We start from the raw sequence: 12,888 nt of genomic DNA on the forward strand, positions 1-12,888 counted from the left end.
CGGCAGGCCGCGTGTCCCGGCGCGTCGATAGGGTGTCCGGCCTCGATGAGCCGGTTGTCGTCGATGTGAGTGATCGCGCGATGAACGACGAAAGCGAGACCGCCGATTCCGGCTGGCACGTCGATCCCGTTGCGGAAACTGTCGTCGGCCAGTTGCCGATGACGCTGGCAGTCGACGGCCGGAGCCTGAAAAGAAGGGCGATCGTGTGTGCGGTGCTGGCCGTGGCGAGCCTGTGCGGTTATGCAGCTGCTCCGGCGCTCTGGCCGGTGGCGGCGCTGGCCTTGTTGCTGGCGCTGGCGGGGGCCGCCTTCTTCGTGTCGTCGCGGCGCAGGATGGCGCTGCATGTCGACGAAACGGGCTTCAGGCTGATCGGGGCTTTGCGCGAGCAACCCGTCACGCCGTGGCGTGACGTCACCGAATTCAGGATCATCAGCGTCGCCGGAAATCGCTACATCGGCTACCAGTTTTCGGCGCTTTCATCGCGCAACAAGGTACCGGGTGGCGTGATGCTGCCGATCGCCCGGTTTGCCGATCTGCCGCTCGATGCGGTGGCCGGATTGCTGGAGGCATGCCGCCGGCAGTTCGGCATACCGGACAACGAGGCCGACCGACCGGGCCGATGACGCCCGATGCGGGGAAGCCGCGCGCCGATACCCGGGAAAAAAATGTCAGGCGCCGTGTCGATTTCCGCCGGGTTCGTCCGTCGTAGCATCGGAGGCGTGCGCATCGCGCGTCCGTCCCGATTCCGATACGACAACCGACCGAAGGAGCGACACACATGTCCACGTCCGTCAAACCGATCCCGGAAGGGATGCGCACCCTGACGCCGCACCTGATCTGCGCCGGCGCAACAGCAGCCATCGACTTCTACAAGCGCGCGTTCAATGCGAGCGAACAGTTTCGCCTGGCGATGCCCGACGGCCGGCTCGCGCACGCGTGTCTCGTGATTGGCGATTCGACACTGATGCTGGTGGATGAAATGCCCGAGCACGGCGCGTTCGGGCCGAAGGCACTGAAAGGCACGCCGGTCTGCCTGCACCTGTACGTGCCGGACACCGACGCGGCGATCGCGAAGGCGGTCGCGGCCGGCGCGACGGTCACGATTCCGGCTGCCGACATGTTCTGGGGCGATCGCTACGGACAGGTCGAGGATCCGTTCGGCCATCGCTGGTCGCTCGCGACGCACCAGCGCGACCTGACGCCTGAGCAGATCGCGGAGGCCATGGCCAGCGCGCCGCCGTGCGGAAGCTGACGCAACCACGCAATCGCAGTCGAGCGGCAGGGCGGCGGCAGGCGCCTGCGCCCGGTCCGCCCGCGCTTACGTGCCGGCCGTCTTGCCGCGCTGCTTGTCCTCGTACATCCGTTGATCGGCCGAGGCGAGCAGGCCGGCCACGTCGCGATGGTGCGCGGGATCGTAGTCGACATGCCCGACGCTGAACCGGATGTCATAGCCGCGTGCGTCGGCCGCGTCATTTGTCCCGGCTGCGAGGCCGCTTACCGGATCGTATGTCGGACCGTATCGCGCATTGTTCGGCGCATCGCCACGTTGCCAATCCGCCGACCGGTGATTTTGGCCCGACACGAATCGATGCAGATGAGGTGAGAAGTGAGCGTCATGGGCACGCATTTCGCCCCGATGCGCAATCGGAAGCACGATACCTCAAGGTGCCCGGCGCAGTGCCGTAAAACAGGGTGAGTCCATTCGTTCATCGCTCCCCATCGCACCATGGTTCGATTTCTCTACGCGGGTTATCTCGCGTTTGCGCTATATCTTCTTTATCCGATGGTTCAGAACACGCTGGCGTTCGGCGTCGTTTGCGTGAGCAGCGCGCTGCCGGGCGGCGTCAGCGGCTTGCCGACGTCTCCGGCAAGCGGCGCGAGCGGACAGGCGAATCGCTGTGCGCCGACGGCGCAGGCCGGTGCGGCGACCGGGCGGGCGCCCGACATCCATTGATGTGTGGCGGCGCGCTGGCCATTCGGCTGAATTGCGCTTCGCGCCGCGCTCGCCGATTATCAGCAACACGGCGGATCGAACACGGGGCGCGCGCCGTGCGGCCTGCCTCAGTAGCTGGAGCGGTACGGCGTGCCCTGGTCGAAGCGGCTTTGCCAGTGCGTGAGATAACGCGACGCGAGTTGCGGGTTGTTCCACACCACGACGACGTTCTCGGAATTGCGGCTGGCCGCCGATGCGCTGTAGTTGAACGAGCCCGTTTCGACGTGCTCGGCGTCGATCACGAGGTACTTGTCGTGATGGATCGCGTAGGCATCGATCGTGCGCGTCGGGATACCTGCGTTGACGAGCAGGTTCAACGCCTGCTTGCTGCTCTTTGCGCGATTGCCCTTGTCGTCGACGACCACCGCGACATTCACGCCGCGTCGCCTGGCCGCGAGCAGCGCGCGCGTGACGGGCGGCGACGTGAACGAATACGCGGCGACGCGGATCGAGCTGCGCGCGGCGCCGATCGCTTTCAGCACGAGCGCTTCGGCACCGCCGTCGGGCGAAAATGCCGATTCGACGACCTGTGTCGCGGGTGCTTCGTGAGTGGGGGCCGGCAGCCAACGCGACACAAAGTCGATCGCCTGCTGGAGCAGCGATTCACTTTGCGTCTTGCCGAAGGCGGCGAACGGAGTGGCGAACAGGGAGGCGGCGAGACAGGCAGCGGCGAGGCGATTGCGCGACAACATCTTGGACAGCGAACAATTTCGAGACAGCGGGCCGTGAGTGTAACGCAGACGTGGCGGCCCGGTCACGTGTGGATGAGACGGGATGACGCATCGCGATGACCGCGATGGCAGAGGCGGTGACGCAAAGTTGCGTTGAGCGGGATCCCGTGATCGGGTTGATCCGCGGATGGGGGCGATAGCAGCGCGCGATTGCGCGTGCGATGGTGGTGGAATGGCAGCGTATAAGCGCTGCGCGAGTGCAGCCGCGCAGGGTCGACGCGGCACGCGACAGCAGCACGAGTGCGACTAACGATCCGTGTGCGTTACACGTTCACTCACGGATGCGCGACGCTGCATCAATCCTCGGCCGCGGGCGCCCCGGCTGCTTCGGCTGCGATCCAACCGGGGCCACGCTCCGGCTGCACGTCGCGTGCGTCGAGCGGTTCGCCGCACGCGGAGCATACGGTGACCGCATGCATCAGATGGCCGCACGTGCGGTGACGCAACTGCACCGGCGGCCCCTGGCCGTCGTCTTTCCAGCGATCGCCCCACGCAGTCAGCGCGAGCAGGGTCGGGTAGAGGTCGAGGCCCTTGTCCGTCAGCCGGTATTCGAACCGCGGCGGCCGCTCCTGGTACGCGCGCTTGACCAGCACGCCTTCGTCAACGAGTCGCGCAAGCCGCTCGGCCAGCACATGGCGCGTGAGGCCAAGCTGGGCCTGGAACGCGTCGAAGCGGCGGCAGCCGAGGAACGCGTTGCGGAGGATCAGCATGGTCCAGCGGTCGCCGAGCACGGCGAGCGTACGCGCGACCGAACAGTTCAGCGTGCCGATGTCATCCCATTTCATCGTCGAGTCTCTTGCATCCTTTGCGGCGGTTCGGCGAAATAGCGGGTTCGATTATAGAACCCGTCTTCGGTTTCAACGGGCCCGGCCACGTTGACAACGGGCGCCGTCGTTGCCAATATTGAGTTCCAATTTAGAACTTACTCGCGCGACGACGCGCTTTCAACCCGGAGACAACCCGATGAACCCGCTTTCCCTGTCTGGTCTCGATCTGCTGCGCGCGGCGGTGTCGGGCGATGCCCCGCTCGCGTCGATTTCCGAGACGATCCCGATGCGTCCGCTCGACGTCGAGCTCGGCTATGTGAAGTTTTCGGCGCGGGCGGACGACCGGCACCTGAATCCGCTTGGTGGCGTCCATGGCGGGTTCGCCGCGACAGTGCTCGATTCGGTCACCGGATGTGCGGTGCATTCGATGCTGGATGCGGGCGTCGGCTACGGCACGGTCGATCTGCATGTGAAGATGCTGCGGCCCGTGCCGCGCGACGTCGACCTGGTCGCGGAAGGGCGCGTGATTCACCTGTCGCGCTCGCTGGGCGTCGCGGAGGGCACGCTGAAGACCGCGGACGACAAGATCGTCGCGCATGCGTCGGCAACCTGCTTCATCCAGCGGCCGCAGTAACCGCGGGCGGCAGCGCCATCGTTCGGGGCGGCGCGTGAGCCTCGTTGCCGGCGCCGAAGGCCGCCTGTAAGCGTAAGCGGCGCCTGTCTGAAGCAGTCGCTTCAATGTGATAGCGTTTCTGCTTTCCACCGACGCGACAGGAACAGCATGGATTACCGCACACTTGGCGATTCGGGCATCGAGGTCAGCCTGATCGGCCTGGGCACGATGACGTGGGGCGAGCAGAATTCGGAGCGCGATGCGCACGAGCAGATCGACTACGCGATCGGGCAGGGCGTTACGCTGATCGATGCCGCGGAGATGTATCCGGTGCCGCCGAAACCCGATACGCAGGGGCGCACCGAGGCGTACATCGGCACCTGGCTCGCGCAGCATCGCGCGCAGCGCGAGCGCATCGTGCTCGCGACGAAAATCGCCGGGCCGGCGCGGCAGCCGCACAATCCGCGCCATATTCGCGGCGAAGGCAACCAGTTCGACCGCAAGAACCTGACCGAAGCGCTCGACGGCAGCCTCAAGCGCCTGCAGACCGACTACGTCGATCTCTACCAGCTGCACTGGCCCGACCGCAGCACGACGACGTTCGGCCGTCCTGCCTATCCATGGGTCGACGACGCTTATACGGTGCCGATCGAGGAAACCCTCGGCGTGCTCGCGGAATTCGTGAAGGCCGGCAAGGTGCGTGCGATCGGCGTGTCGAATGAAACGCCGTGGGGCGTCGCGCAATTCCTGCGCGCGGCCGAGAAGCTCGGGCTGCCGCGCATCGCGAGCATCCAGAATCCGTACAGCCTGCTGAACCGCACGTTCGAGAACGGGCTGTCGGAATTCACGCATCGCGATGGCGTCGGCCTGCTCGCGTATTCGCCGCTCGCGTTCGGCTGGCTGTCCGGCAAGTACGAGAACGGCGCGCGTCCGGCCGGCGCACGCATCACGTTGTTCGAACGCTTCCAGCGCTACAGCAAGCCGCAGGCCGTCGAGGCGACGTCGCGCTATGTCGCGCTCGCACGGCGTCACGGGCTGTCGCCCGCGCAACTCGCGCTGGCGTTCGTCAACAGCCGCCCATTCACGCGCAGCAACCTGGTCGGGGCGACGTCACTCGAGCAGTTGAAGGAGAACATCGGCAGCGTCGACGTGAAGCTGTCCGACGAGATCCTCGCCGAAATCGACGCGCTGCACGAGCTGCAGCCGAACCCTGCGCCGTAAACGGCGCACGGCCCGCACGGCAGCGATGCCGCGGCGGGCCGCACCGCTGCGCCGCCGTTTCTTCCGTCATCGCATCTTGAGCCGTGTGCGCGCGACGAACAGCGCGGCGAGGCTCAGCAGCGCGCAGCCCATCAGATAGAGCGCCGGCGACAGCCGGTTGCCGGTCGCGCTGATCAGCCAGGTGATGACGAACGGCGCGAAGCCGCCGAACAGCGTGACACCCGTGTTGTAGCTGACCGCGAGCCCCGTTGCGCGGGTCTGCGACGGGAACAGCTCGGCCATCAGCGCCGGCAGCGCGCCGCAGTACATCGCCTTCAGCGCACCGATCCAGACCAGGGCGGCGAGCATCGTCGCGAACGACGCGTGACGCGTGAGCCACGCGAACGTCGGGTACACGGTGACGAGCATCAGGACCGCCGCGACTGCCATCATGCGGATCCGCCCGGTACGATCGGACAGGTGGCCGACGACCGGCGTGACGAGCGTGAGCACGAAGCCGGTCGCGAGCGTGGCCGCGAAGCCCGTCGATGCGGGCAGGCCGAGCTGCTTGATCGCATAGGTCGGCATGTACAGGATCATGTAGTTGATCGCGGTCGAGATCACGAGCGCGCCGATCGACAGCAGCACCCGCACTTTTTGTTCCGCGAACAGCTCGCGCACCGGCGCTTCCGAGCGTTCCTGCGTCTTGAACTCGACGCCTTCGTCGACGTAGCGGCGGATGTACAGCCCGACCGGGCCGATCGCGAGCCCGAACAGGAACGGCACGCGCCAGCCCCAGCTTTCGAGTTGCGCGGTCGTCAGCGTGGAGGTCAGCAACGCGCCGAAGCCCGATGCGAGCAGCGTCGCGAGGCCCTGGCTCGCGAACTGCCAGCTTGACATGAAACCGCGCCGCTGCGGGGCGTGCTCGACGAGGAACGCGGTCGAGCTCGCGAATTCGCCGCCCGCGGAAAAGCCCTGCATCAGCCGCGACAGCATGATCCCGAGCGGCGCGAGCAGGCCGATCGATGCATAGGTCGGCATCAGTGCGATCAGCAGCGTGCCGGCCATCATCATCGCGATCGACAGCAGCAGCGACGCCTTGCGGCCCGCGCGATCCGCGTATGCGCCGAGCACGAAGCCGCCGATCGGCCGGATCAGGTAGGACAGCCCGAACGTGCCGAGCGTCAGCATCAGCGACGTCGCTTCGCTGGTGGCGGGGAAGAACAGCTTGGCGATCGTCACCGCGAAGAAGCCGTAGACGATCAGGTCGAACCATTCGAGTGCGTTGCCGATCGACGCCGCGAAGATGATGCGCCGGATCTTCGCGGCGCTGGGGCGGGCGGCTTCCTGCGAGGTCAGGGTGGTCGTATTCATCGTGTGTGCAGGTCCCGTAAAAGGGCGAAGCGCGTTACAGGGCGGCGCCGGCCGCGGCGGGCGCCGCGCGGCGAGCGGTCGGCGCGTCGTCGCCGAGATCCCAGAAGAGGCCGGCCATCATCTGCAGCCCCTCGCTGACGACGCTCGCGAGCAGGTGCTCGTCCGGTGCGTGCTGCGAGCACGCCGGGTACGAGTGCGGCACCCACAGCGTCGGCAGCCCGAGCGTGTCGGCGAACACTTCGTTCGGCAGCGTGCCGCCGAGATTCGGCAGGATCGCGGGCTTCTTGCCGGTGGTCCGCGCGAGCGACGCGACGGCCCAGCGCACCCACGGATCGTCCGGCGGCACGCGCGTTGCCGGTGCGCCGCGTTCGACGTCGATCTCGATATCGGCGAAGCCGTGTGCGTCGAGGTGCGTGCGCAGATGCGCGTGCAGCGCCTCCCAGTCGGTGCCGACGACGAAGCGCAACTGGCAGTGTGCGTAAGCGGCGGGCGGGATCGCGTTGACGGGATGCTCGGGGTTGCCGGCCTTGAACGCGAGGATCTCGAACGTGTTCCAGCCGAACACGCGCTCGGGCGCGGTGAGGCCGGGCTCGCCCCAGTCGGCGTCGAGCGCCGGATCGCCGGGGCCGCCGCCGACGGAAAGATCGGCGAGCGCATCGCGCACGGCCGCCGGGATCGGCGGCGGACGCAGCCCCGCGACGCGAATCGCGCCGCGCGCGTCGACGAGGCTCGCGAGCGCGTGCGCGAGCACGATCGCCGGATTGCGCAGCAGCCCGCCCCAGTTGCCGGAGTGATGCGCGCCGTCACGGGCGCGCAGGCTCAGCTTGAAATTGACCGAGCCGCGCGAGCCGAGGAACACCGTCGGACGCGCGGCGGCGATGCGCGGGCCGTCCGACGCGATCAGCACGTCGGCCGCGAGCGCGTCGCGCTCCTGGCGGCACAGTGCGTCGAGGCCCGGCGAACCCGTTTCCTCGCCCATCTCGATCAGCAGCTTCGCGTTGAAGCCGAGCCGGCCGCCGCGCGCGTCGAGCACGCTCGCCAGCGCGGCCAGGTTGATGGTGTGCTGCCCCTTGTTGTCGGCGCTGCCGCGGCCGTACCAGCGGTCGCCGTCGGCCGTCAGCGTCCACGGCGACAACGGCGCGCGCCACTGCGCGTCGTAGCCGCGCACGACGTCGCCGTGGCCGTAGATCAGCACGGTCGGCAGTGCGTCGTCTTCGTGGCGCGAGGCGAGCAGGAACGGGCCGCCGCCGTCGACGGGATTGTCGACAATCCGCGACGTGAAGCCGAGGCGCGCGGCTTCGGGGGCGATCTCGTCGGTCAGGTAGGCGCGCAGTGCGGCACCGTTGCCGCTTTCCTGGCTTTCGGTGCGAAGGCCGACGCGGCGGCTCAGGGTCGTGAAGAACGCGCCGGATTCGAACTGGTTCAGCGCGTGCTGGATGGCGGCGGTACGGCTCAAGTCGGGTCTCCTCTGTCGGGTTCGCTGCACGCGCCGGATCGGGCATGCAGCGGGAAGTGCGATCGATTCTAGGAAGCCGTTTTTTTTGTCACAATGATCGAATTTCGAACCTTTCTTTGCCGAAAAGGCAAAGCAGCGCGGCCGACAGCCGGGCGGAGACAGAACGATGGCGGCTTTCCTGCATGGCCTGGCGTTGCGGTATTTCGTCGAAGTGGCGCGCACCGGCTCGATCAGCGACGCGTCCGCGCGGCTGCACGTGGCCGTATCCGCGATCAGCCGCCAGATCGCGAAACTGGAGAGCGAGCTCGGCGCGCCGCTGTTCGAGCGCCGGCCGCGTGGGATGGCGCTGTCGGAGGCCGGTGAGCGGCTGCTGGCGTTCGCGCAGCGCAGCCTGCTGGAGGCCGAGCACGTGATGAAGGACATCGGCGGGCTCGACGCGCTGCACGGCAGCCTGCTGAAGATCGCGTGCTCGGAAGGGTTCGCGATCGACTTCCTGCCCGGCACGCTGGCCAGCTTCAAGGCGCGCCATCCGGGTGTCGATTTCTCCGTATGGGTGGTGTCGCCGGCGGACGCGACACGGCGTGTGCGCGACGGCGATGTGGACATCGCGTTGAGCTTCAGCCTCGCGCCGGAGAAGGGTGTGCGCGTCGACCACACCGAGCGCGCGCCGATTTTCGCGCTGGTGCGGCACGACCATCCGCTCGCGACGCGGGAAGCCGTGTCGCTCGCCGATGTCGCGCGTTACCCGCACGTGCTGCCTGAGGCCGGCACGACGGTGCGCCAACTGATCGACATCGCGTGCGCGCTCGACGGGCTGCTGCTCGAGCCCGAACTGACGAGCAACAACACGGCCGCGATGTACGGCTACGCGCGGCGCACGGGCGCGGTGATGTTCACGGGCCTGCTGTCGGTGCGTGACCGCTGCGCCGCGGACGGCTTCGTCGTCGTGCCCGTGACGAACCCGCAGTTGCGCGAGCGCAGCATCCAGGTGCAGACGATGGCGGGGCGCGATCTGCCCGCGTCGGTTCGCGCATTCCGCGACCATCTGATCGATGCGATGCAGGCCGCGTCGGCGCCGCCGACTGCCGTGCGCGGCCCGAGAGGCCGGCCCGTGAGATAATCGTCAATCCGCCTTCCGTGCCCATGCGGCTCATCGAGCCGCATCGCCCCTGTTCGACGCCAAATTGAAGAACCTGATTGTCACCCTCGATCGCGCCGGCGAGTTCGACGAGATCATCGACGTGCGCACGCCGCTCGAGTTCGCCGAGGACCATATTCCCGGCGCGCTGAACGCGCCCGTGCTCAGCAACGAGGAGCGCGTGCTCGTCGGTACGATGTACCGCCAGGTGTCGCCGTACGAGGCGACCCGGGTCGGCGCGGCGATGGTCGCGCGCAACATCGCGCGTCATCTCGACACGACGTTCGCCGACCGTCCGCGCAATTGGCGGCCGCTGATCTACTGCTGGCGCGGCGGCAAGCGCTCGGGCTCGATGACGACCTGGTTCAACCTGATCGGCTGGAAGGCGCGCCAGCTCGACGGCGGCTACAAGGCGTACCGCCAGTCGGTGTGCGCGACGCTCGACTCGCTGCCGACGCGCTTTCGCTACATCGCGCTCGTCGGCCATACGGGCTGCGGCAAGACGCGCCTGCTGAACGCACTGCGCGACGTGGGCGCGCAGACGCTCGATCTCGAGGCGCTGGCGTGCCATCGCGGTTCGCTGCTCGGCGCGCTGCCGGGCAAGCCGCAGCCGACGCAGAAGGGGTTCGATTCGGGGCTCGTCGAAACGCTTGGACGTTTTGACCCCGAATGGCCGGTGTTCGTCGAGTCGGAAAGCCGCCGGATCGGGCTCGTGCAGTTGCCGATCGCGTTGATCGAAGCGTTTCACGCAGGGCCGTGGGTGCATGTCGACGCAGCGCATGACGAGCGCATCGCATTTCTCCTCGACGATTACGCGCACCTGTTCGACGAACCGGAGGCGTTCAAGGCGCAGCTCCATCGGCTGATCGGCCTGCACAGCCGCGAGCAGGTGACGCACTGGAAGGCGCTGATCGACGCGAACGCACGCGCCGAACTGTTCACCGAACTGATCGACAAGCATTACGATCCGGCCTACGCACGGACCTACCGCGCGGCATACAACAAGCCGAACCGGGCGCTGACGTTCACGTTCCGGCCCAACGCCGCCGACGGGCGCGAGCAGGCGCGTGCGCTGCTGGCCCAGCTCGCACAGGCCGGGCTACCCGCATCGGCCGCGTTTGCTGCAGGCGCGACATTCGAAACTGATCAAAACCAATCGACGACCACACGATGACGACCACACGCACCCAACCCAATCCGGCCCTCGGCTGGATGACCTTCCTGCTGATCGCGGTCGCGGGACTGTTCTATGTGAAATGGTTTCCGTACTACAACAAGGCGTTCGTTGCCGCCGAGCACCATTCGATCGGCCAGTCGATCCTGATGGGCACGTCGGCGGCCGCGCCCGAGCCGTCGCTCAAGGCCGCGCTCGACTACGCGTGGGCGTACGGCAAGGCGATCTGGCAGGCAATGGTGCTGGGCCTGCTGCTCGGTTCGGCCGTGCAGGCACTGCTGCCTGCGCACTGGGTCGCGCGCGTGCTCGGCCGTACCGGGTTCGGCAGCGTCGCCGCGGGCGGTCTGCTGTCGCTGCCCGGCATGATGTGCACGTGCTGCGCGGCGCCGGTCGTCGCGGGGCTGCGTGCGCGCCATGCATCGCCGGGCGGCGCGGTCGCGTTCTGGCTCGGCAACACGGTGCTGAACCCGGCGGCGCTGGTGTTCATGGGCTTCGTGCTCGGCTGGCACTGGAGTGCGCTGCGCCTCGTGCTCGGCATCGCGATGGTGTTCGGGATCGGCTATCTGCTGAACCGTATCGCACGCCCCGAAGACCGCAGCATCGACGATGCGCAGCTCGCCGCGCTGGCGGCCGAGCAGGCCGCGGCCGGCAATCCGTTCGTCCGCTGGATGAAGCTGCTCGCGCGCATGGCCGTGCGGCTCGTGCCCGAATACATCGTGCTCGTGCTGCTGCTCGGCGCCGCGCGCGCGTGGCTGTTCCCGCATATCGGCCCGGACATCGGCAATCATCTCGGCTGGATCGTCGCGTTCGCGGTCGCGGGCATGCTGTTCGTGATCCCGACGGCAGGCGAGGTGCCGATCATCCAGGCGATGCTGTCGCTCGGCATGGGCGTCGGCCCGGCCGCCGCGCTGCTGATGACGCTGCCGCCGATCAGCGTGCCGTCGCTCGCGATGCTCGCGCGTTCGTTCAAGCCGTACATGCTGGCGATCGTCGCGACGCTCGTCGTCGTGTTCGGGATCGCGAGCGGCCTGCTCGCGATCGCGTTCGGGTTCTGACGCGCGCCAGCAGGGCGCAATCGTATTCATCCGGCGCCGCCGTTTCACCCGTGCGGCGCCATTTACAAGAAGCAAACAGGAAAACGCATGACCCAACCGAAGATCCATCCTCGACTCGAAAAGGCGCTGACGCGCGGCGATCTCGCGATCCGCCAGGCCAATTCCGCGCGGGCGACTGCCGTGCTGAACGCACTCGGCACGATGATCATCGAGGCCTCCGCGACGATCGGCGTCGAGGCCAGTATCGACATTCCGCAAGGCGATCGCATCTACGATCCGGTCAACGGCCTGTGGCCGCAGAAGATGCTGGTGTCGTTCGACGGCCCGGTGGACGAAGCCGACAAGGAAGAGCTGCGCACGGTCTATCTGCTGGCCGACGATCCGGGTACGCAGTTCCGCGTGGAGTGGCATCGCGCGGACGGCAAGCTCGGCCGCCAGGAAGGCGGCCCGCTCGCGACCGTCGCGTTCCTGACCGACGTCGAGATCCCGTGGAGCGACGACGACGAGTAACGTCGTCCGCATGAAGCCGGCGCCTGGTGCGCCGGCCGTCAGCGCATCATCCGCCGCCGGAACAGCCACGCGGACAGCAGGAATCCGCCGACCGCGTAACCGGTGAGCACCGCGACATGCAGCGCGACGTCGGTCGCCGGCCGGCCGAGCATCGCGGGCCGGATCAACTCGACGGCATTCGCGAGCGGCAGCGCCTGCGCCGCACGCTGCGCGATCGGCGGCAACTGCGTGATCGGGAAGAACACGCCCGACAGCAGCAGCATCGGCGTCAGCACGAGCGTCTGATAAAACATGAAGAAATCGTAGGACGGCGCGAGCGCCGTGACGATCATCGCGATGCTGGCAAACGCGAGGCCCGCGAGCGCGATCACGGGCAGCGCCGCGAGCATCGACGGAAACCGCGCATAGCCGAGCGCCCCCGCGACGAGCATGATCGCGGCCCCCGACAGCATCGCCTTGCTGGCCCCCCAGACGATCTCGCCGAGCACGATGTCGCCGAGCGCGAGCGGCGTATGCATGATCGCTTCCCACGTGCGCTGCACGTGCATCCGCGAGAATCCCGAATACATCGACTCGAAGCTCGCGGACATCATCACGCTCGATCCGACCGTGCCGGCTGCGAGGAACGCGATATACGACACGCCGTCGACATGGCCGAGCATCAGCCCGAGCCCGAACCCCAGCCCGAACAGATAGATCATCGGATCGGCAAGATTGCCGAACATCGACGCGAGCGCGAGCTTGCGCCAGACGAGATAGTTGCGCCGCCAGACGGCGATCCAGTTGGTCGCGTTCGCGGGCATGGCGATCGCGAAGCGCGACACGCGCGGGGGTGCCGACGGCGCGGCGGTGGAATAGTTGCGGACGTCCATGATCG

14 protein-coding genes and 1 pseudogene are annotated in these 12,888 nt (G+C 67.6%); 9 read left to right on the forward strand and 6 right to left on the reverse strand.

Annotated features, from left to right (window positions below; translation table 11 throughout):
• The first annotated feature begins 80 nt into the window (after nucleotides 1–80).
• Both CFB50_RS08675 and CFB50_RS08680 read left to right on the forward strand, forming a co-directional pair.
• Nucleotides 81–623, forward strand: a complete 543-nt coding sequence (locus CFB50_RS08675) for an aspartyl-tRNA synthetase (RefSeq protein WP_089446073.1) — start codon at nucleotides 81–83, stop codon at nucleotides 621–623.
• Between the two features lie 155 nt (nucleotides 624–778).
• Complete coding sequence (locus tag CFB50_RS08680; protein ID WP_089445560.1) at nucleotides 779–1,252, forward strand: VOC family protein; 474 nt, start codon at nucleotides 779–781, stop codon at nucleotides 1,250–1,252.
• A 66-nt stretch (nucleotides 1,253–1,318) separates the two neighbouring features.
• On the opposite strand, the pseudogene CFB50_RS38630 reads toward CFB50_RS08680, so the two are convergent.
• Nucleotides 1,319–1,471: pseudogene (locus tag CFB50_RS38630) on the reverse strand (GGDEF domain-containing protein); the annotation flags it as partial.
• Between the two features lie 255 nt (nucleotides 1,472–1,726).
• Here CFB50_RS38630 and CFB50_RS39925 point away from each other — a divergent pair.
• Nucleotides 1,727–1,954 (forward strand): hypothetical protein, encoded by a 228-nt coding sequence (locus CFB50_RS39925; protein WP_089445562.1) that lies wholly within the window; start codon nucleotides 1,727–1,729, stop codon nucleotides 1,952–1,954.
• 107 nt (nucleotides 1,955–2,061) lie between these two features.
• Here the strand turns inward: CFB50_RS39925 and CFB50_RS08695 are convergent, their stop codons facing one another.
• The gene (locus tag CFB50_RS08695; protein ID WP_089445563.1) at nucleotides 2,062–2,685 is read right to left on the reverse strand and encodes a phospholipase D family nuclease; all 624 of its coding nucleotides are present in this window, start codon (nucleotides 2,683–2,685) and stop codon (nucleotides 2,062–2,064) included.
• 335 nt (nucleotides 2,686–3,020) lie between these two features.
• The gene (locus CFB50_RS08700) at nucleotides 3,021–3,509 is read right to left on the reverse strand and encodes a winged helix-turn-helix transcriptional regulator (protein ID WP_069247882.1); all 489 of its coding nucleotides are present in this window, start codon (nucleotides 3,507–3,509) and stop codon (nucleotides 3,021–3,023) included.
• Between the two features lie 178 nt (nucleotides 3,510–3,687).
• Here CFB50_RS08700 and CFB50_RS08705 point away from each other — a divergent pair, with 178 nt between their 5' ends.
• The gene (locus tag CFB50_RS08705) at nucleotides 3,688–4,125 is read left to right on the forward strand and encodes a PaaI family thioesterase (RefSeq protein WP_069247883.1); all 438 of its coding nucleotides are present in this window, start codon (nucleotides 3,688–3,690) and stop codon (nucleotides 4,123–4,125) included.
• 147 nt (nucleotides 4,126–4,272) lie between these two features.
• Complete coding sequence (locus tag CFB50_RS08710; RefSeq protein WP_089445564.1) at nucleotides 4,273–5,325, forward strand: NADP(H)-dependent aldo-keto reductase; 1,053 nt, start codon at nucleotides 4,273–4,275, stop codon at nucleotides 5,323–5,325.
• A 66-nt stretch (nucleotides 5,326–5,391) separates the two neighbouring features.
• On the opposite strand, the gene CFB50_RS08715 is transcribed toward CFB50_RS08710, so the two are convergent.
• Both CFB50_RS08715 and CFB50_RS08720 read right to left on the reverse strand, forming a co-directional pair.
• Nucleotides 5,392–6,678, reverse strand: coding sequence for an MFS transporter (locus tag CFB50_RS08715; RefSeq protein ID WP_089445565.1), 1,287 nt, complete (start codon nucleotides 6,676–6,678; stop codon nucleotides 5,392–5,394).
• A 34-nt stretch (nucleotides 6,679–6,712) separates the two neighbouring features.
• Nucleotides 6,713–8,134, reverse strand: coding sequence for a M20 family metallopeptidase (locus tag CFB50_RS08720; protein WP_089445566.1), 1,422 nt, complete (start codon nucleotides 8,132–8,134; stop codon nucleotides 6,713–6,715).
• 166 nt (nucleotides 8,135–8,300) lie between these two features.
• Here CFB50_RS08720 and CFB50_RS08725 point away from each other — a divergent pair, with 166 nt between their 5' ends.
• The 4 genes from CFB50_RS08725 (at nucleotide 8,301) to CFB50_RS08740 (ending at nucleotide 12,011) form a co-directional block, all read left to right on the forward strand.
• Entirely contained in the window at nucleotides 8,301–9,254 is a 954-nt protein-coding gene (locus CFB50_RS08725; RefSeq protein WP_089445567.1) for a LysR substrate-binding domain-containing protein, read from the forward strand.
• A 64-nt stretch (nucleotides 9,255–9,318) separates the two neighbouring features.
• Nucleotides 9,319–10,446 (forward strand): tRNA 2-selenouridine(34) synthase MnmH, encoded by a 1,128-nt coding sequence (gene mnmH / locus CFB50_RS08730; RefSeq protein ID WP_089445568.1) that lies wholly within the window; start codon nucleotides 9,319–9,321, stop codon nucleotides 10,444–10,446.
• Nucleotides 10,443–11,501 (forward strand): permease, encoded by a 1,059-nt coding sequence (locus tag CFB50_RS08735; RefSeq protein ID WP_089445569.1) that lies wholly within the window; start codon nucleotides 10,443–10,445, stop codon nucleotides 11,499–11,501. The genes mnmH and CFB50_RS08735 overlap by 4 nt, the downstream gene beginning before the upstream one ends.
• 87 nt (nucleotides 11,502–11,588) lie before the next feature.
• Nucleotides 11,589–12,011, forward strand: a complete 423-nt coding sequence (locus CFB50_RS08740) for a hypothetical protein (protein WP_021157006.1) — start codon at nucleotides 11,589–11,591, stop codon at nucleotides 12,009–12,011.
• 38 nt (nucleotides 12,012–12,049) lie between these two features.
• On the opposite strand, the gene CFB50_RS08745 is transcribed toward CFB50_RS08740, so the two are convergent.
• Complete coding sequence (locus CFB50_RS08745) at nucleotides 12,050–12,883, reverse strand: ABC transporter permease (RefSeq protein WP_089445571.1); 834 nt, start codon at nucleotides 12,881–12,883, stop codon at nucleotides 12,050–12,052.
• Nucleotides 12,884–12,888 lie beyond the last annotated feature (5 nt).

This window comes from Burkholderia sp. AU33423 (assembly GCF_002223135.1).
GTDB classification, from domain to species: domain Bacteria; phylum Pseudomonadota; class Gammaproteobacteria; order Burkholderiales; family Burkholderiaceae; genus Burkholderia; species Burkholderia lata_D.